Genomic DNA, 18191 nt, shown 5'->3' with positions numbered 1-18191 from the left:
TTTATCGTCACCCAATATCAAGCAATGCGTGTCGAAAAAAGTTAAACTCTTGGACTGAATGTTCACATGCGCTTGCAGCCCAGCCGTTGACTGAATATCCTAGTTGGCAAACAATGATATTGTTATACCCAACCCCAATTCAAGGAATGACGTTGTTGGGCAACACACTGCAGAGGAAGTTAGTAATATGGTTCCAGGTAAACCGCAAACAGATCCAACCTTGGAGTGGTTCCTTTCTCATTGCCACATTCATAAGTACCCTTCAAAGAGTACACTGATCCATGCTGGCGAGAAAGCAGAGACCCTCTACTACATCGTTAAAGGCTCCGTTGCCGTTCTTATCAAGGACGAAGAAGGCAAAGAGATGATTCTGTCCTACCTCAACCAGGGCGACTTCATCGGTGAGCTTGGCCTGTTTGAAGAAGGCCAGGAGCGTACTGCCTGGGTTCGTGCAAAAACACCATGTGAAGTGGCAGAGATTTCCTTTAAGAAATTCCGTCAGCTGATCCAGGTCAACCCGGATATTCTGATGCGACTGTCTGCTCAGATGGCTCGTCGTCTGCAAGTCACCAGCCAGAAAGTTGGCGACCTGGCGTTCCTGGATGTTACCGGTCGTATTGCCCAGACACTGCTGAATCTGGCCAAACAACCTGATGCCATGACCCACCCGGACGGCATGCAAATCAAAATCACCCGTCAGGAAATCGGCCAGATCGTAGGCTGTTCCCGTGAAACCGTTGGCCGCATCCTCAAGATGCTGGAAGAGCAGAACCTGATTTCTGCCCACGGCAAAACCATAGTGGTTTACGGCACTCGCTGATCACTCAGCTGTGATGCAGCCAATGTGAGTATAAGAAAAGCCGCCAGTGCGGCTTTTCTTGCATTTGCACACCCTCCCCCGGCTTTGCATCGTGTTCCTCTAGTCACCTCACAGTTTTTCAGTTGCCTTCCTCATTCCTATTGCTACATTTGGCATATCAGTTTTATGTGGATGCAGCGATATGGATATCGAACGTTTTGCCCCGAATGCGCAGCACAGCCAGGTGCCAACCCGCCCTGTGGTCACTATGGGCCGCTTCCTCACAGCATCAGTGGAAATGACAGGGTTTCAGTCACCCCGTCTGTTACTGGAACAGGAAGCCGGTCTGCACGCCGGGATCCTGAGTCGTGACAACGATGCCTGGGTGCTGCCTTTGGATCAGCAGCACTGACACCAACAGCCTGACCTAAAAAAACAGCGACCAAAAGGCCGCTGTTTAAGGTGTTTTTCAGTCAGGCTGAATCACATATTGGTACTTTCGAAGATTTTGTCGGCTGACGCTTCGACAAAGCCCGGATAGAGTTCCCCGTCTGCCTGATGGTAGCGCTTGGCAAACTCATAAAAACCACCGGGAATTGTGCGAACACCGTCGGTGAAGGACACATCAACACGGTCAGCCATAGTGGATGACTGCTCCAGCATCACTGCCGGATTGCCTTTCACTTCGCCGCCGGCTTCATTAATGCTGAACCCGTTGTGGCGCAGCAAGCTGTTAACCGCCGCCACTTCGGTGAACTGCTCCAGCTGATTGACGCTTACCGTAAAGTGATTGGCGCCGTAACCGTGAGCGGCCACCCAGCCGGCATACTCGCTTTCCGCGGCCAGCATTTCATAGGTCGCAAAATCCAGCTCCCACAAACGGCCGTTATAAAGGAAAGACGCATCATCCATTGCACCGTCAGGGATCTGCTTTACCAGCGCACGCACCGTGTTCTGCAGTTGTGCAGAGCACTGACCAACCAGCAGTTCACTGATAAACACTTTCGGGGCAGCCGGATTCGGGTGCTCGAAGTGCTCCGCGTACAGTTTCTTCTGCTCGAAATGATAGATACCGCAAGGCTTGTAGCCAATGGCGATAAAAGGTGCAGCCAGAACATCCAGACTGACACCAGGCAGATTAAAGGTACGCAACGCAATATGATCATTCTGCAGAGGCTCTTCCTCTGTCAGCAGATCGTGTACCTGCGCCGCCGACGGGCAAAGACGGGTAGTAAAGTCCTGCCACAGGGCATCAAACAATTTTTCCACTCTTTCCATGATGCGGTTCCCCTTCGAAAATACGGGTTAAGTATGAATTACAGTTGGATCCCTGGAGACAGCTGTGCCGGCAATTCGGTTGCCTCACCTTCCATAGATGCCATTGGGTATGCACAGTAATCCGCAGCGTAGTAAGCACTCGGACGCAAATTACCCGAGGCACCCGGACCACCGAACGGCGCATCGCCGCTGGCACCGGTCAACTGGCGGTTACGGTTGACGACGCCCGCACGGATATGATCGATAAAGTATTCCCACTCACTGTCGTCAGTAGAAACCAGACCGGCTGACAAGCCGTAACGGGTATTGTTCGCCATCTCGACCGCCTGAGGCAGTTCCTGATAACGCGCCACCTGCAGCAGCGGCCCGAAGTATTCTTCATCCGGCAGTTCGGCTATCTTGCTGACTTCAATGATGCCCGGAGTCACTATGGCGCCCTGGCCGCGATCGGCTTTCAGCAGCGGCTCGCCGCCCATAGCAATCAGACGCTCCTGGGCTGCCACGATATTATCGGCAGCCAGAGTCGAAATTTGCGGGCCCATGAAAGGTTGTGGCTCGGCAAACGGACCGTCCACCTTAATGGCTTTGGCCGCTTCGACCAGCGCCGTAACCAGTGCATCACCTTCTGCCCCTTCAGGGACATAGAGGCGACGGGCACAGGTACAACGCTGTCCGGCACTGATGAAAGCCGACTGGATAATGGTGTACACAGTAGACTTCAGATCACCGTACGCCTTGGAGATAACCATAGGGTTGTTGCCGCCCATCTCCAGCGCCAGCATTTTACCCGGCTGGCCGGCAAACTGACGGTGCAGGATATGACCTGTATTAGCGCTACCGGTAAACAGCAGACCGTCAATACCGGTAGACTGTGCCAGGGCTTCACCGGTTGCACGTGCACCCTGAACCAGATTAAGCACACCGGCTGGCAGACCCGCCTGCTCCCATAATCTGATGGTTTCTTCCGCCACTTTTGGCGTCAGATCAGAAGGCTTAAACACCACAGTGTTCCCCGCCAGCAGCGCAGGTACAATATGGCCATTTGGCAGGTGACCGGGGAAATTATACGGACCGAAAACGGCCATCACGCCCAGCGGACGGTGGCGTAGCACAGCTTTGGTACCTGCCACGTCTTTTTCACGCTCGCCGGTACGCTCATTGTAAGCACGCAGAGAAATCGCAATCTTACCCACCATGGCACCGGCTTCAGTACGCGTTTCCCACAGCGGTTTGCCGGTTTCTTCGGCAATAGTGCGGGCAATGTGCTCGCTGTTGTCTTTGACCAGGGCAGCGAAGCGCTCAACGATAGCCTGACGCTCTTCCAGACGGGTATGACGCCAGGTAACCAGTGCCTGACGCGCGCTGGCCACAGCCTGCTCAACCTGCTCGGTTGTGGCACTCTTACCTTCCCAGATCACTTCACCGCTGAATGGGTTCAGCGACTGCATCGCTTCACCCTGACCGGCTTGCCAGTTACCTGCTATCCATTGTGTCATTTTGTATTCCACCCTAGTTATTGAGCAATCAGGCGAACCTGATCCCCGTTTTTCACTTCTAACACCTTGGCCATTTCCGGAGAAATGATGGCCAGATTACGTTCACCATCCAGTGCCGCTTTACCTACCGTTGCACGGAAACCGGCAAAACGGGTATTACTGATGATGTAATTATGCGAGCTGTGATGTTCGCCGATCTCAACCGTACAGCGCTGAGATGCACGGACCGACTCAATATGGCGAAGATCGCACTCCACCGTGGGGCCGGCATCAAAAATATCGACATAACCGCGGTTGACGAAACCTTCTGCTTCCAGCAATTTTAGCGCCGGGCGCGTATTGTCATGTACCTGCCCAATCACGGCCTGGGCCTCTTTGCTCAGCAGGTTGACGTAAATGGGCAATTTCGGCATCAGATCGGCAATAAATTCTTTCTTACCGATACCTGTCAGGTAATCGGCTTCGACAAAATCAATCGAGAAAAAGTGCTCTTTCAGCCATTCCCAGAACGGGGAATTTCCCTGCTCATCTGATACACCGCGCATTTCGGCAATCACAGTGTCAGAAAAACGGTGGCTGTGCTCGGCCAGCATAAGGAAACGGCACTTGGACAGCAGCTTACCGTTCAGTCCCTGACGCCACTGAGGACGCAGGAATAAGGTGCACAGTTCACTCACACCCGTGTAGTCATTACCGAACGTCAGTACCTTCAGCACTTTGTGCACATCCAGATGATGTGAATTATGGACCAGGGTGCTGAGGTGATAAGTATAGAATGGGTTATCCAGTCCGACTGCCGCTTCCAGGGCGGTCGTACCAGCAATTTCGCCTGTCTCAGTATCTTCCGCCACCATGAGGTAGCCTTCCGGACCCGGTGCAGTGACGTCTTTATTAAAGCTTTCCACTGAATGCGCGATCCGATTGCTGAGGATCTCCTCATTAACCGGCAATGATGTGAAGCCGTGACCTGATTCGTCGGCGCACATCATCAGTGCAGGTAAATCAGCTTTTGTAATTGGACGTATAACCAGCATCGAACTCCCTCCTGATGCAGGTAGCAACACAGGTTGCTAACTCTGAATATCTGTAATTTCTTTCTCTTCTAAAAACTACCCCGGGCGACACCCGGGGCAGCAAGCAGGGCAAGCTATTGTGCCTGCCCTTGTCTTATTATTGGTTGTAAAGCTTGGCGATGGCACGTTCCAGACGGGCCAGACCTTCTTCGACATCCGATTTTTCAATCACCAGAGAAGGCGTGAAACGCACGACATTGGTACCGGCTACCAGCACCATCAGACCTTCTTCACCAGCAGCCAGTAGCACATCACGTGCACGGCCCTGCCACTCAGCATTCAGTGCAGCGCCCAGCAACAGGCCTTTACCGCGTACTTCAGCGAAGATAGGGTACTGAGCATTGATTTTCTCAATCCCGTCGCGGAACCATTGCTCACGCTCTTTAACACCGGCCAGTACTTCCGGCTTGCTGACTTCGTCAACCACAGCTTCTGCCACGGCACAGGCCAGCGGGTTACCACCGTAAGTCGAACCGTGAGTACCGATTTTCAGGTGCTGTGCCAGCTCAGTGGTGGTCAGCATGGCACCAATCGGGAAGCCGCCACCCAGCGATTTCGCTGTGCTCAGGATGTCAGGCGTCACGCCCAGACCCTGATACGCATAGAATTCACCGGTACGGCCGTTACCTGTTTGTACTTCATCGAAAACCAGCAGCGCGTTGTGCTTGTCACACAACTCACGCACACCCTGGATAAATTCCTGAGTCGGAGAGACGATACCGCCTTCGCCTTGCAGCGGCTCCATCATGACAGCACAGGTGCGGTCAGAGATGTGTGCTGCCAGCGCGTCCAGATCGTTGTAAGGCAGGTGTGTGACCGCCTGAGGCTTAGGACCGAAACCGTCAGAGTATGCCGCCTGACCACCTACGGTCACAGTGAAGAAAGTACGGCCGTGGAAACCTTGTTTAAAGGCGATGATTTCATCTTTTTCCGGACCGAATTTGTCGGCGGCATAACGGCGCGCCAGTTTCAGTGCGGCTTCGTTCGCTTCAGCACCAGAGTTGGCAAAGAAGACTTTCTCGGCAAAGCTGACTTCCGTCAGTTTTTTCGCCAGGCGCAGTGCCGGCTCATTGGTCATGACGTTGCTCAGGTGCCAAATTTTCTCACCCTGCTCTTTCAGTGCTGACACCATAGCCGGGTGGCAATGGCCCAAGCAGCTCACCGCGATACCACCGGCGAAATCGATGTACTCACGATCATCCTGGTCCCACACACGGGCACCTTTACCTTTCACCGGGATGATTTGCATTGGGGCATAACAAGGTACCATGACCTCATCAAAGGTTTGACGTCCTACTTTTTGATCCGTCGCCATTATACTTTCCTTCTGTGTATATCGCTTTGCGCATAGTATTTACATAATTTTAACCGATTCCAATAGCAGAAAATGTTTTTCCTTTGCGGAAAGTGCGTCATATAACTGCGATGGATACATATTTATGCGCGAGTAAGGAAAACTTATTAAGACGATTTTAAGGAAAGGTGTTTTTCCCTGTAGGAATCAATGCCCCTGTTCATGATTTGGCCAAATGCATAAGCTTGCGACAAAGGCCGGATGAATATTTTTCAGTCAATGTTAAGAAAAGTGATGCAGATCGCGCTTGTGAGACAGCCAAAATCGCTAAAAACACCCATTAGAAAGACTAATGGCTCATTAGCCAAGCCACATTTGACAAGGCCTGGCAGCGAAAAAAGAGAAAGAAAGGGGCAGATAACAAGAGAGGTAAAAGCCGGTTTCAGCGACGCAGAAAATTAGCCAGCAGCTGATGACCCTGCTCAGTAAGAATACTTTCCGGGTGGAACTGAACACCTTCCAGCGGCAAAGTGCGATGGCTGATGCCCATAATCTCATCCGGCTTGCCGTCTTTTTCTGTCCATGCCGTGACTTCGAAACAGTCAGGTAAGCTATCGGCCTGCACCACCAGCGAGTGATAACGGGTCACCGTCAGGGGATTATTCAGACCGCAAAACACACTGTGGTTATTGTGTCGCACCGGGGAGGTTTTGCCGTGCATAACCTGCCGGGCGCGCACGACTTTGGCGCCAAAGACCTGCGCCATCGACTGATGTCCCAGGCAGACTCCCAGGATCGGCAGTTTGCCAGCAAAATGAGCAATCGCCGCCAGGGAAATACCGGCATCATCCGGGGTACACGGGCCAGGGGAGATCACCAGATGGGACGGCGCCAGCGCAGCAATCCCCGCCAGATCTATCTCATCATTACGGACCACCTTCACCTCAGCACCCAGCTCACAGAAATACTGGTACAGGTTGTAGGTAAAAGAGTCGTAATTATCAATGATCAACAGCATAAGTCTCCCTGCCCTGGCAAAATCGGCGCCCTATTTTGCAACAGGGAGGGAGAAAGGCAAGCAGGATTGCCTCCTGCCGGCCTTTTTAGCGCCAAAAGCGCAGGATCAGTGCTTCATCTGACAGCTGTCACCGTTATACACAGCTTTCAGGCGGCCGGTTAAGCGCAGCGGCGCGTAGCTGCAAGGCACTTCGAACACCCCGTAAGCCAGCAGGCTCAGGCTCACCTGATCGCCGGCAGCAATGCCGACATGGTTTAAGAACACATTGTCCTCCCGGTAGCGACGCTGCTTGCCCGGCATCAGCCATGTTTGTGTGCTGTCCCAGTACCAGCGATTGAATACCGGATAAACAGGATGGGCACTCTTGTTTTTGAACGTCAGCTGAAACCGGCGCGGATCAGGCTGTGCATAGCGCAGGCTGACCACCACAGGATCATGATCTGAGGCAGAAAAGGGCCCGGCCGATTTCACCAGATCCCCTGTGTGCTTATCTGAGTACTCAAACAAGCTACTTTCGACCGAATTGATGTGCCACTCTTCAATACCCGCCACTTTCCCGGCCAGCGACAGGTTAGCCAGTGCGTGATCCAAACTGCCCAGCTCTCCCTCATAGCTGTAGGAATAAGCCGGCACGTCGTGGCCTTTGTCGGCCAGATTCACCAGGCCCAGCCCTTTGCCTGCTTCCACACCGTGCTCATGCAGCACTTTACCGGCTACCGAAGTGCCGGAAGCCGACAGTATCTTGCGCTCTGCACTGGCCGGATCATAGTCAGTCAGAATGCGGATAGGATCTTCCTTGGCGTACGCATTCATATCACCCAGCACCAGCAGATCACCCTCGATATTTTTCAGTGTCTCAGCCAGTACCATAGCGGCAGAGACCCGGAACGCATTACAGTGGCCCTGTAAATCAGCCGGATCGCTGTCAAATTCACCCCTGACCCAATCTTCGTAGCAACCTGAGCCTTTGGATTTCAGGTGATTCACCACCACGGTCAATGGCTGCGCGTCCGCCGCGCCTTGCACCGCGAAAGTCTGCATCAGGCTGTCACGCTGGTACTTATCCAGCTGTTTCGTCTCGCCCTGAGGACTCTCACCGGACAAGTGCTGCTCCGGCATCCGAATGACCTGCGCCGCTGACGCCGGCTGTACTTTGCCCGGACGGTAAATCAGCGCCACTGTGATGGCATCCGAGCCCAGAAACCGGCCCTGGTGCATGTCAGCCTGCTCAATAGTGATGAAGCTGTAGTGATCCGCCGGATCACTGAACTGCTGGTTCAACGTAGTGACCAGATTGGCCAGCGCACTGTCATCACCAAAACCGTTATTTTCCACTTCCATGATACCGACGATATCGGCATTCATGGCAGTCAGCGCATTGACTATCTTGCTGCGCTGCAGCTGGAAATCACTCAGGGTGTTGGCACCACGGTTGCAGCCATTGGCCGCATCGGCATCGGCCTGATCTTTACACATCGCATTCAGCGCGCCGCCTATGTCACTGTCGCTGGTAAAGAGATTGAGCACGTTGAAACTGGCAATTTTCAGCTGCGTATCCGGCACCGCCTGCGGGGCCGGGGTACGATCGTCATGGTGGATAAAATCCGCTGCCGACAGGGTGTTAGTGGGCAGCAGACGGTACTCGCCGTAGCTGTAGCCAATCACCCCTTCAAGATTCACGACTGTGTCGCCCACCCGAATATAGCCCTGCTCGGCATCCAGTGCCGGAAAATAAGGCATCACGCCATCCGGCGCCTTGGCATCAGTATCAATGTAGAGCTGATTGCGGTCATTCGCTGCCGCCAGTGCTTTGGCTTGCTCGCTGCCGGCCACATAGAGCTGAGTGGGTTTCATTAGCGGCGCAGCGTGTGACAGCACCATATTGTTACGGTACGAGGAGTAATCGAAACCAAAATTGCGGGTCACTTTCAGCTGACTGTCTGTTACCAGCCGGACACGCATGCCTTCATAGCGCTCCATGGCATCAGCCAGCGGCTCACCGTCTCTGACGCTAATGGCAACAGGTGCCGGTACAACGCCCGGCGCTTCGATCACCAGCTTGTCCTGCTCGGCCAGCAACTGCGTCAGGTCGTAGTGCTCTTTAACCCTGGCCTTGAGACACACCGTCATTCCCGGCTGCACATCCGCCGCCACCTTAGTGCCGGTGTAGACAAAGATACCGTCAGAAGTGTCAGGGTTGTCATCACCCTGCGGATCCTGCATGAAGAAGCCTTTATAGAGGCTGTCCGTTTTGGCCGTCACCACCCCGCGCACGTAATAGGCCTCTGAGCTGGTGTACTGGCCGTCAGGGATCACTGGGCTCTTGAGGCCGTCTCCCTGAAGCTGATAAATCGGGATCAGGGTTTGCGTGTCACAGCTAAAGGTGTCGGCCATTGCCTGCACAGGCAATAAGCCCACGGCAGCCGCCAATGGCAAAAGTGTGGTTCGTAGCATGTCTGCAATCCTTTACATTTATTGAGAGCTATATCTAAAAAGGAATGCATTATTTAACACTTATACATCTCATAAATGTGACAGCATTAACAAACACTGCACATATGCACCATGTGACTTCATTTTAGTGATCTTACTCTAAAAAACAGCAGAGGTAATTCGCGGTAAACGGGCACAAAAAAAGCAGAAGGTGCTGCCTTCTGCTTACATTTGTACGCTTAATGAGATTTATGATTAAGGGCGGGCAACAAAACCCACGGCCTGGTAAACCTTCTTCAGCACCTCGGCGGCACGTGCAGAGGCTTTCTCAGCACCGGTTTTCATCACCTGATCCAGGAAAGCGCGATCTTCACGGTATGCGTGATAGCGCGCCTGAAGCGGCTCCAGCATCGCCACCACCGCTTCGGCGGTATCTTTCTTCAGATGGCCGTACATTTTATCGCTGTACTCGGCTTCAATGTCGGCCAGGCTCTTGCCTGTCACACCCGACATGATACCCATCAGGTTCGACACCCCAGGTTTATTTTCGATATCAAACACCACACGTGGCGGCTCTTCAGAATCGGTTACCGCACGCTTGATCTTCTTGGTGATCGCTTTCGGGTCTTCCAGCAGACCAATCACATTGTTGCGGTTGTCGTCTGACTTGGACATCTTCTTCAGCGGATCCTGCAGGCTCATTACACGCGCGCCAACTGGCGGAATGTAAGGCTCAGGCACCACAAAAGTATCGCCATACAGATTGTTGAAGCGAATCGCGATGTCACGAGCCAGCTCCAGGTGCTGCTTCTGGTCATTGCCCACAGGCACCTGATGCGCGCCGTACAGCAGGATATCTGCCGCCATCAGCACAGGATAAGAGAACAGGCCGGCATTGATGTTTTCCGAATGGCGCTGTGATTTGTCTTTAAACTGCGTCATACGGTTCAGCTCGCCCATCTGGGTGTAGCAGTTCAGCACCCAAGCCAACTGAGCATGCTCACGGGCATGCGACTGAACGAACAAGGTGCTCTTTTCCGGGCTGACGCCCACCGCCAGACACAACGCCAGCGCATCCAGCGTGGCTTCACGCAGCGCCGCCGGGTCCTGGCGGACTGTGATGGCATGCAGGTCCACCACACAGTAGTGGCAGTTGTACTCATCCTGCATTTGTTCCCACTGACGCAGCGCACCCATGTAGTTACCAATACTTAACTCACCGGAAGGCTGTACGCCACTAAATACAATGGGTTTACTCATGATGGGATATTCCTGTTTGTCCTAAACATATCCGGCGGCACCTATGCCGCCTGAAAACAATAAGTGACCGGCTAAACCTGACGCCGATCGAGTCAACGCTGCGATTAGGCGATAGCCACTACATCCAGCAACTGGCTGAACTGATCCAGCACCCGGTCCGGGTGACTGTCACTAATCGGCAGGCCATAGTTGTAGCCATAAGTCAGGCCGACAACATAGCATGAGGCCGCCTGAGCCGCCAGAACATCATTACGGGAGTCGCCGACCATCAACATCTCGCTGCAACTCAGGCAATGTTTTTCCATCAGCCAGTGCAGCGCGTAAGGGTCCGGCTTTTTCTTCGGGAAGGTATCGCCGCCGATCACATCGGTAAAATACTGGCTGATCCCGTACTCTTCAAGAATATGCGGCACAAACTGTGAGGGTTTGTTGGTGACAATCGCCATAGGGATCCCTGCCTGATGCAGGGTTTCCAGCGTTTCTGTCACCCCCGGGTAGAGCACTGTTTTCTTGTGACCGCCTTCGCGATAAAAACGGTTAAACATCACCAGTGCTCTTTGATGCAGCTCGGGATCCAGCGCCGGGTCCAGTTCAATACTCTGACTCAGGGCGCGGCCAATCAGAGTCTCAGCACCATTACCTATCCAGGTCTGGGTCTGCGCTTCGGTCACGCCGGGTAAGCCCAGCGCTTGCATGGTTTTATCAGCAGCGTCGGCAAGGTCCGGTACACTGTCGAGCAAGGTGCCGTCCAGATCAAACGCGATAAAGGTAATGCCTTCAATTTTCATTAACGCGTCACCTTGGCCAGTTCTGCCCGCATCTCGTCAATCACGGTTTTGTAATCTGGCTGACCAAAAATCGCCGACCCGGCCACAAACATGTCAGCACCAGCCTGAGCGATTTCGCGGATATTCTCCACTTTCACCCCACCGTCAATTTCAAGCCGGATTTCACGGCCAGAGGCCTCAATCCGCTCGCGCACCATACGCAGCTTTTCCAGGGTATGCGGAATGAAAGACTGCCCGCCAAAACCCGGATTGACCGACATCAGCAAAATCATGTCCAGCTTGTCCATCACGTGGTCGAGATAATGCAGCGGCGTGCCCGGATTGAATACCACACCGGCCTGACAGCCGTGGTCTTTGATCAGTTGCAGGCTTCTGTCCAGGTGCTCGGTCGCCTCGGCATGAATGGTGATCATAGTCGCGCCGGCCTTGGCAAAATCCGGAATAATGCGATCCACCGGCTTAACCATCAAATGCACATCAATCGGCGCAGTAATGCCATAATCACGCAGCGCTTTACAGATGGGGGCACCAAAGGTGAGGTTAGGGACGTAGTGGTTATCCATAACATCAAAGTGGATAACATCGGCACCGGCGGCCAGCACTTTTTCAACGTCTTCACCCAAACGGGCAAAATCGGCAGACAAAATGGAGGGAGCGATCAGAAAATCCGTCATGTTCAGCCTCTGTACTTGAGTGGGTTCCCGCGCGGTATAGCTATACGGGGCAGTAAATGGGCAAAATTCTACCCGATATCCACCCCGATGTCTTACCGATTTGTTCCGCAGCCCTCTCTGTGTTTACAGGCTAAGCTAAAGCGTAAGGAAGCGCAGACGACAGGAGTTACTCATGAAGCACAAACCCGCATCAAAGAAAAACAACCTGTGGCGCAGCGTGGGCGCTGCTCTGCTGGGGGTTCAGTCCGATCACAGCCGGCAACAGGATTTCAGCCAGCCCAGTGCCCTGCCCTTCATTCTGGCAGGACTGGTCGCTATCTTTCTGTTTGTGGGAATGCTGGTGATCATCAGTCGTTTTGTGGCGGGCTGAACAGCGCCAGCAGCTCGTCCACTTTATTGCGGCCACCGCCGTTTCGGCTGATCGTGCGTTTTACCCGCACCACTGACAACGCCGCGCCGTGATACAGGCGGCGGGTCAGCGTAGTGTCGTGATTGGAAATCAGTACCGGAATGTCACGCTCTGTGGCGGCTTTTTCTGCCACATCGGCCAGTGCAGCCTGATCGTCCAGACTGAAACCATTACCGGCATAAGAGGTAAAATTGGCCGTTGTTGACAGCGGCGCATAAGGCGGATCGCAATAAATCACACTGCCTTTGCGGGCGCGGGAAAAGGTCTGGTGGTAGCCTTCACAGATAAAGGTCGCTTTTTTGGCCTTTTCCGCAAAGTGGTACATTTCTGCTTCCGGGAAGTAAGGCTTTTTATACGAACCAAACGGCACATTAAAGCCGCCTTTCTTGTTGTAACGGCACAAGCCATTAAAGCCATGGCGGTTCATATAGAGAAAATACAGGGAACGCAGGTAGGTATCCTGAGTCTGGTTAAACGCTTCGCGGATAGCCAGATAGGCACCTTTCTGGTTGTATTCCGGGGTGAAATACTGCCGAGCGTCTTCGATATAACGCTCGGGTTCATGCTTAATCACATTGTAAAGATTGATTAAATCCGGATTGATATCAGCCAGCAGATAGTCGTCGTAGTCCGTGTTAAGAAACACAGAACCCGCACCGACAAAAGGTTCAACCAGTTTTCGTGCAGGTGGCAGATGTCGTCTGATGTCCTCGACCAGAGAAAACTTGCCTCCGGCCCATTTCAGAAAGGCACGCTGCTTTTTCATTTGGTTAACCTACCACCCATAACGACTGTCTTTTCAAAGGTGGCGGATTGTAACCTATTTCTCACCTGACCCATACTGCTTGGGGACAATTATCCCCCTAACAACTGAATTACTGCCGACCGGGCGCCATGCGGTTACTGAACCCGGTCGATTTCACGGTGAATCTGCGTATAAGATTTCACCCAAGGCTGCACCGATTGCACTTTCGCCGGTAACTGCGCCTGTGCCCGGCGGGCGGCAGCTACGCTACTGTAATCACCGGTGACCACAATATACCAGCGCACACCCTGCCGCTGGGTCTGATACACCTGGGCGGTATCTTCAATCCCGTATTCATTGAGGAAACTGCGGGTGGCGTCCAGCGAATGCATAGCGGCCAGCTGCAGCGCATAATGACGGCTATTGACCGACTTGAGGGTATCTTTATCTTCTGCCATTGCTGCCTGCAGGCCGGTCAGCTGCGGTGCTGTTGGAGCCGCATCTGCCGTTGGCTCTGGCGTCGAAGCGGCGGCGGGAATGCCGGTTTCTCCCCCCTCAGCCGCGGGAGTATTAGCCGCCTGACTGAGAGCGCCCTGGGCTGCCACTGCCAGCTCGCCTGAGCCACCGGTTTCCTGCTCGGTGAGCATGGCATCCACCACATCCGATGGCACCACCACGCGCTGGCCTGCGGTATTGCTGCGGCCAACGGTCAATCCTTCAATCTTGACCGGCTCAGGTAAGATCTCCGCATTTGCCTCAGCAGGTGCGGACGACCCCGCTTCTGCTATCTGGCTATCGCTACTGTCTGTGAGGCCAGCGGCTCCGCTGTCCGTTGCAAGTGGCAGCTCATCATGCTCATCCGGTAACACAGCCAGGCCATCGGCCGATTGCGCCAGCACTTCATCTGCTGCCGTCATATCCGGGCTGGGTGATTCCGTATCGGATTGAGATGATGCCGTCTGATCGGGGAAGTACCAGAACACCAGGCCGGCCGCCGCAATAACCAGCAACAACAGCAAGAGTGCGGCCGGGGAAAAAGCTCTGGAGCTTGTATTGGCCATATACACCACCTCCGTGTGATTGAGTGCCGACAACGCGCCGGGTGTCGGCGCCACATCCTCCGCCTGCGCTTTGAGGGCCCGACGTTGGTTGGCATCGAGTGAATGGGTGGCCAGAACCAATTCCAGAAACGCCTGTACTTCCTGTTCAGGCAGTAAGGGAATTTCCAGCTCCAGTGGCGTCTGTCCCTGACCATGAGAGACCTGATGCAAGGCTTTGGTTAACCGACCAGTCTGACTAAAGAGTAGTACATTCACCTGCCAGTCTGCTGAATCTTGTGCTTTCACCACCAGAGCCCACAGTTCGCCAATCAGTGCCGGACTGAGCATATGGGCATCATCGATCACAAGCAGCAGCTCGACCGGTTTTCCAGCCAGCAGACGCTCGACACTCTGGTGCAGGGGATCACTCTCGTTAAACACTGCGCCCGGGATCAGTTGGTTAAGCAATATGGTTCTGTGCTGGTTGTCATTCTGTGCCGGGTGACACATCAGCAAGGCCTGTCGGGTATTGTTAATACCGTCTGAGTCGGCCCATTGCTCAAGATACCGCTGCGCCAGCCAGGATTTACCGGCCCCGGGTTCGCCGCTGATTTGGATCAAATGGGAGCTGAATCGGGTCAGAAACTGTACCCGGGAAAGCAGTTGGATCTGGCTGTCCAGATCCAGAGACGTCAGAGAAGCGGCTATCGTCATGTATTATTACAACATCAGGGTTCTATCACCTGACGCAGGATATCATTCGGTACATCAGAAACGACCTCAGCACGACCAATTCCAGTCGGTAATACCAGCCTGAGCTTACCTGACAACACTTTCTTATCCCGCATCATGTGCTTGATATAATGGTCAAAGTTCATAGTTTCCGGTGCAACGACCGGCAGGTCAGCTTGCACCAGCAATGAACGGATTTTTTCCGCTTCTGCTGATGTCATCAAACCTAACAGACAAGCCGTTTGTGCTGCTTGTACCGTACCGGCAGCAACAGCTTCACCGTGAAGCCAATTACCATACCCCATCTCAGCTTCAATCGCATGACCAAAAGTGTGACCTAGATTCAGCAGCGCGCGCACACCTGACTCTTTCTCGTCAGCAGCAACCACATCCGCTTTGATCTGGCAGCATCGGGCAATCGCCTGACTCAGTGCTTTGGCATCCAGCGCACGCAATTGATCCAGATGTTGTTCCAGCCATTGGAAGAAATCCTGATCAACGATAATGCCGTATTTGATCACTTCCGCCATACCGGCAGCAAACTCGCGGGCAGGCAGGCTTTTCAGACAGTCAGTGTCAATGATCACCGCCTGAGGCTGATAAAATGCCCCGACCATGTTTTTACCCAAAGGGTGATTGACGGCCGTTTTACCGCCGACTGATGAGTCCACCTGCGCCAGCAGGGTGGTCGGAACCTGAATAAAATCCACCCCACGCTGGAAACAGGCAGCGGCAAAGCCCACGACATCGCCAATCACGCCACCGCCCAGTGCTACCAGCACCACGTCGCGGCCGTAACTGCCTTCCAGCAGAAATGTCATGATTTGATTAAAAGTATCGAGGGTTTTGTACTGCTCGCCGTCAGGGAGGTTGAGCAGGGCCACGTCCTTTGCCAGTGGACTGAGCGTGGCCTGCAGTGTGTCGGCATAAAGAGGGGCGACAGTGTCATTACTGACGATAACAACCCGTCGACCAGTCACAGAGGTGAAATAGTCCGGATCAGACAGTAATCCGGTGCCAATTGAAATATCGTAACTTCTCTCACCCAGACTGACTGTAATCCGCTCCATGACTCGTTGTTTCTCCGTCGTTAACGCTCTTCCAGCATTTTGATAATTTGATTAGCAACGACCTTAGCACTCTGGTCGTCGGTACGTACTGTGTAATCCGCTACTTCTTCATACAATGGATTACGCTCTTCTGCAAGCGCTTCAAGCACTTCACGAGGTTTGTCGGTTTGCAGCAGAGGGCGCTTCTTGTCACGCTGAGTACGTGCCAGCTGTTTCTCAATGGTGGTTTCCAGATACACCACGATACCACGAGCTGACAGACGGTTTCGGCTCTCTTTGCTTTTCACCGAGCCTCCCCCGGTCGCCAGGACTATGCCTTGCTCCTGGGTAAGATCGTCGATGACCGCTTCTTCACGGGCACGGAAGCCTTCCTCGCCTTCTACGTCGAAGACCCAGCTGATGTCGGCGCCGGTACGCTCTTCGATCACAGTATCTGAGTCAAGAAACTCCATATGTAACTGCTGTGCAAGGTGTCTGCCAATGGTGCTCTTACCGGCCCCCATTGGTCCTACCAAGAAAATATTTCGTTTTTCAGCCATGTTTAGCAAATATACGCGCGATTAAAAAATAGACAAAACCGCCCACAGGCTATTGATTTACAAGCCTGAGGCGCCAACTTCCTCACATTTCATTCGTGATAAGACCGAAAATTATCTCAGGACTCACTGCTGTTTGGCAATAGCCAGTCTCAGTCAAGCGTCTAATCTCAGCAAAATAAACACCCCCTGCGCCTGCGCCTGGCCTCACTATCGGAGGATTTTCGGGGTCACGAAAATTAATAATTCACGTCTGGTATCACGTTCAAGCTCTTGCCTGAACAGACTGCCCACTAAGGGGATGTCCCCCAGCAAGGGAACTTTACGCACGGCCTGACTGAACTGGTGCTGGAAAATGCCGCCCAGGACTATGGTCTCGCCATTGTCCACCAGCACCTGGGTGCCAATCCGCTGGGTATCAATCGCCACCGCTTCTCCTGTGCCTGTCATCACCGTCTCGCCGGGCTTATTCTGTGTGACTTCAAGATCCAGCACCAGCTTGTCATCCGGGGTGATCTGCGGCGTCACCATCAGGCTCAGCACCGCTTTCTTGAAGGAAACAGACACCGCGCCACTTGACGAGGCTTCGAGATAGGGAATCTCTGTCCCCTGCTCAATATAGGCCATTTTTTTGTTCGTTGTGACCAGTCGGGGGCTGGAAATGATTTCTGCTTTCTCCTCAGCCTGCAGGGCCGACAATTCCAGATCCAGCAGTTGATCCCCCCACCTTGCCACCTGAAAGGCCATTCTGGCAGCGCCAGCCTGAGCGCCAAGGTTCACATTGAGATAATCACTGACATCCGGTTTAAGGTTATCAGCCCCCAGCGCCGCCAGGTTTCCTTCAATGGAACCCCCGAGCGTCACGCTGCCACTGGTATCTAACATCCCCCAACGTACGCCAAGATCCGTGATATCCTTCTCATTCATACTGACAATGCGCGCTTCTATCTGCACCTGCTTGACCGGTTTATCCAAGGCGTCAATGATAGCAAGCAGGGTCTCCATGCTGTCAGCCACTTCCTTGACAACCAGAGCGTTCGTTCTGTCATCCACATGCAAAGCACCATACTCGGTCAGCAACCCCGATTGGCCGGGTTTACCTGCCAGCATGTCCGCTAAATCCGTGGCTTTAGCGTAACGGATAAGAACCACTTCGGTTTTAAGTTCCCCGTCCTGCAAGGGTTGACGGATAGCCTGCGGCTCCTGAGCAGCCATTGCCGCTCTTGGCGCCACCACCATGATATTGCCGTGCCGCTGATAGGCCAGTCCTTTCATCTGCAACACAATATCCAGCGCCTGAGACCAGAGCACATCTTTGAGATTCAGGGTAATATTGCCCTGCACTTCATCGGAAACCACCAAGTTATGCTGCTGGTGTTCAGCCATCACCTGTAATAACTGGCGTACTGGGACATCCTGAAAATTAAGCGACAATCGCTTCCCATTCGCAGAAGATAGTCCCTCAGACCCTGCCATTGCCGAGGCAGTGCCAAGCACAGAGATCATGCAGTATGTCAGCATGAACAGTGCACAAAAAGTATGCATG

Annotated in this window: 17 protein-coding genes; 3 read left to right on the top strand and 14 right to left on the bottom strand. The window is 53.5% G+C overall.

The genetic code is table 11. The annotated features are described in order from the left end of the window. Positions 1-187 precede the first annotated feature (187 nt). A complete protein-coding gene (crp, locus tag Q4491_RS05545) occupies positions 188-820 on the top strand; it encodes a cAMP-activated global transcriptional regulator CRP (protein WP_027250650.1) in 633 nt (210 codons plus the stop codon). Positions 821-1001: 181 nt separating this feature from the next. Continuing rightward, complete coding sequence (locus Q4491_RS05540; protein WP_192015924.1) at positions 1002-1211, top strand: hypothetical protein; 210 nt, start codon at positions 1002-1004, stop codon at positions 1209-1211. Between the two features lie 71 nt (positions 1212-1282). On the opposite strand, the gene Q4491_RS05535 is transcribed toward Q4491_RS05540, so the two are convergent. The 9 genes from Q4491_RS05535 to rpe form a co-directional block, all read right to left on the bottom strand. Continuing rightward, positions 1283-2077 (bottom strand): DUF1338 domain-containing protein, encoded by a 795-nt coding sequence (locus Q4491_RS05535; RefSeq protein WP_192015925.1) that lies wholly within the window; start codon positions 2075-2077, stop codon positions 1283-1285. Positions 2078-2115: 38 nt separating this feature from the next. Then, positions 2116-3573: a succinylglutamate-semialdehyde dehydrogenase gene (gene astD, locus Q4491_RS05530; RefSeq protein WP_192015926.1), complete on the bottom strand. Its 1458-nt coding sequence runs from the start codon at positions 3571-3573 to the stop codon at positions 2116-2118. A 17-nt stretch (positions 3574-3590) separates the two neighbouring features. Then, on the bottom strand, positions 3591-4607 hold the full coding sequence (astA, locus tag Q4491_RS05525; protein WP_027250646.1) for an arginine N-succinyltransferase: 1017 nt from the start codon (positions 4605-4607) through the stop codon (positions 3591-3593). Between the two features lie 136 nt (positions 4608-4743). Beyond that, the gene (locus Q4491_RS05520; protein WP_192015928.1) at positions 4744-5961 is read right to left on the bottom strand and encodes an aspartate aminotransferase family protein; all 1218 of its coding nucleotides are present in this window, start codon (positions 5959-5961) and stop codon (positions 4744-4746) included. 421 nt (positions 5962-6382) lie between these two features. Then, complete coding sequence (locus Q4491_RS05515) at positions 6383-6958, bottom strand: aminodeoxychorismate/anthranilate synthase component II (RefSeq protein WP_192015929.1); 576 nt, start codon at positions 6956-6958, stop codon at positions 6383-6385. A gap of 105 nt (positions 6959-7063) precedes the next feature. After that, the gene (locus tag Q4491_RS05510) at positions 7064-9412 is read right to left on the bottom strand and encodes an ExeM/NucH family extracellular endonuclease (protein ID WP_303455559.1); all 2349 of its coding nucleotides are present in this window, start codon (positions 9410-9412) and stop codon (positions 7064-7066) included. 234 nt (positions 9413-9646) lie between these two features. Beyond that, positions 9647-10651, bottom strand: coding sequence for a tryptophan--tRNA ligase (trpS, locus tag Q4491_RS05505; RefSeq protein WP_192015931.1), 1005 nt, complete (start codon positions 10649-10651; stop codon positions 9647-9649). A gap of 104 nt (positions 10652-10755) precedes the next feature. Next, the gene (locus Q4491_RS05500; protein ID WP_192015932.1) at positions 10756-11439 is read right to left on the bottom strand and encodes a phosphoglycolate phosphatase; all 684 of its coding nucleotides are present in this window, start codon (positions 11437-11439) and stop codon (positions 10756-10758) included. Then, on the bottom strand, positions 11439-12113 hold the full coding sequence (rpe, locus tag Q4491_RS05495; protein ID WP_303455556.1) for a ribulose-phosphate 3-epimerase: 675 nt from the start codon (positions 12111-12113) through the stop codon (positions 11439-11441). Before rpe ends, Q4491_RS05500 begins: the two co-directional genes overlap by 1 nt. A gap of 172 nt (positions 12114-12285) precedes the next feature. Here rpe and Q4491_RS05490 point away from each other — a divergent pair, with 172 nt between their 5' ends. Further along, complete coding sequence (locus Q4491_RS05490; protein WP_192015934.1) at positions 12286-12483, top strand: DUF2970 domain-containing protein; 198 nt, start codon at positions 12286-12288, stop codon at positions 12481-12483. On the opposite strand, the gene dam is transcribed toward Q4491_RS05490, so the two are convergent. From dam to Q4491_RS05465, 5 genes are all read right to left on the bottom strand, one after another. Continuing rightward, complete coding sequence (dam, locus tag Q4491_RS05485; RefSeq protein ID WP_192015935.1) at positions 12461-13288, bottom strand: adenine-specific DNA-methyltransferase; 828 nt, start codon at positions 13286-13288, stop codon at positions 12461-12463. The two genes, Q4491_RS05490 and dam, sit on opposite strands and share 23 nt — an antisense overlap. Before the next feature lie 134 nt (positions 13289-13422). After that, entirely contained in the window at positions 13423-15021 is a 1599-nt protein-coding gene (locus Q4491_RS05480) for an AAA family ATPase (RefSeq protein WP_303455555.1), read from the bottom strand. Positions 15022-15035: 14 nt separating this feature from the next. Continuing rightward, entirely contained in the window at positions 15036-16109 is a 1074-nt protein-coding gene (gene aroB / locus Q4491_RS05475) for a 3-dehydroquinate synthase (RefSeq protein ID WP_218384420.1), read from the bottom strand. 20 nt (positions 16110-16129) lie between these two features. Further along, positions 16130-16648 (bottom strand): shikimate kinase AroK, encoded by a 519-nt coding sequence (gene aroK, locus Q4491_RS05470; RefSeq protein ID WP_027250635.1) that lies wholly within the window; start codon positions 16646-16648, stop codon positions 16130-16132. Between the two features lie 207 nt (positions 16649-16855). Beyond that, on the bottom strand, positions 16856-18190 hold the full coding sequence (locus Q4491_RS05465) for a type IV pilus secretin PilQ (RefSeq protein ID WP_303455552.1): 1335 nt from the start codon (positions 18188-18190) through the stop codon (positions 16856-16858). Between the last annotated feature and the right edge of the window lies 1 nt (position 18191).

The sequence above is a fragment of the Photobacterium sp. 2_MG-2023 genome (assembly GCF_030547675.1).
GTDB lineage: Bacteria > Pseudomonadota > Gammaproteobacteria > Enterobacterales > Vibrionaceae > Photobacterium > Photobacterium arenosum.
This window is presented reverse-complemented; position numbering and strand designations above follow the sequence as displayed.

Bases quoted from the DNA above. Each gene is read 5' to 3' on its own strand.
- crp (WP_027250650.1), top strand. From the start codon at position 188: ATGGTTCCAGGTAAACCGCAAACAGATCCAACCTTGGAGTGGTTCCTT.
- Q4491_RS05540 (WP_192015924.1), top strand. From the start codon at position 1,002: ATGGATATCGAACGTTTTGCCCCGAATGCGCAGCACAGCCAGGTGCCA.
- Q4491_RS05535 (WP_192015925.1), bottom strand. From the start codon at position 2,077: ATGGAAAGAGTGGAAAAATTGTTTGATGCCCTGTGGCAGGACTTTACT.
- astD (WP_192015926.1), bottom strand. From the start codon at position 3,573: ATGACACAATGGATAGCAGGTAACTGGCAAGCCGGTCAGGGTGAAGCG.
- astA (WP_027250646.1), bottom strand. From the start codon at position 4,607: ATGCTGGTTATACGTCCAATTACAAAAGCTGATTTACCTGCACTGATG.
- Q4491_RS05520 (WP_192015928.1), bottom strand. From the start codon at position 5,961: ATGGCGACGGATCAAAAAGTAGGACGTCAAACCTTTGATGAGGTCATG.
- Q4491_RS05515 (WP_192015929.1), bottom strand. From the start codon at position 6,958: ATGCTGTTGATCATTGATAATTACGACTCTTTTACCTACAACCTGTAC.
- Q4491_RS05510 (WP_303455559.1), bottom strand. From the start codon at position 9,412: ATGCTACGAACCACACTTTTGCCATTGGCGGCTGCCGTGGGCTTATTG.
- trpS (WP_192015931.1), bottom strand. From the start codon at position 10,651: ATGAGTAAACCCATTGTATTTAGTGGCGTACAGCCTTCCGGTGAGTTA.
- Q4491_RS05500 (WP_192015932.1), bottom strand. From the start codon at position 11,439: ATGAAAATTGAAGGCATTACCTTTATCGCGTTTGATCTGGACGGCACC.
- rpe (WP_303455556.1), bottom strand. From the start codon at position 12,113: ATGACGGATTTTCTGATCGCTCCCTCCATTTTGTCTGCCGATTTTGCC.
- Q4491_RS05490 (WP_192015934.1), top strand. From the start codon at position 12,286: ATGAAGCACAAACCCGCATCAAAGAAAAACAACCTGTGGCGCAGCGTG.
- dam (WP_192015935.1), bottom strand. From the start codon at position 13,288: ATGAAAAAGCAGCGTGCCTTTCTGAAATGGGCCGGAGGCAAGTTTTCT.
- Q4491_RS05480 (WP_303455555.1), bottom strand. From the start codon at position 15,021: ATGACGATAGCCGCTTCTCTGACGTCTCTGGATCTGGACAGCCAGATC.
- aroB (WP_218384420.1), bottom strand. From the start codon at position 16,109: ATGGAGCGGATTACAGTCAGTCTGGGTGAGAGAAGTTACGATATTTCA.
- aroK (WP_027250635.1), bottom strand. From the start codon at position 16,648: ATGGCTGAAAAACGAAATATTTTCTTGGTAGGACCAATGGGGGCCGGT.
- Q4491_RS05465 (WP_303455552.1), bottom strand. From the start codon at position 18,190: ATGCATACTTTTTGTGCACTGTTCATGCTGACATACTGCATGATCTCT.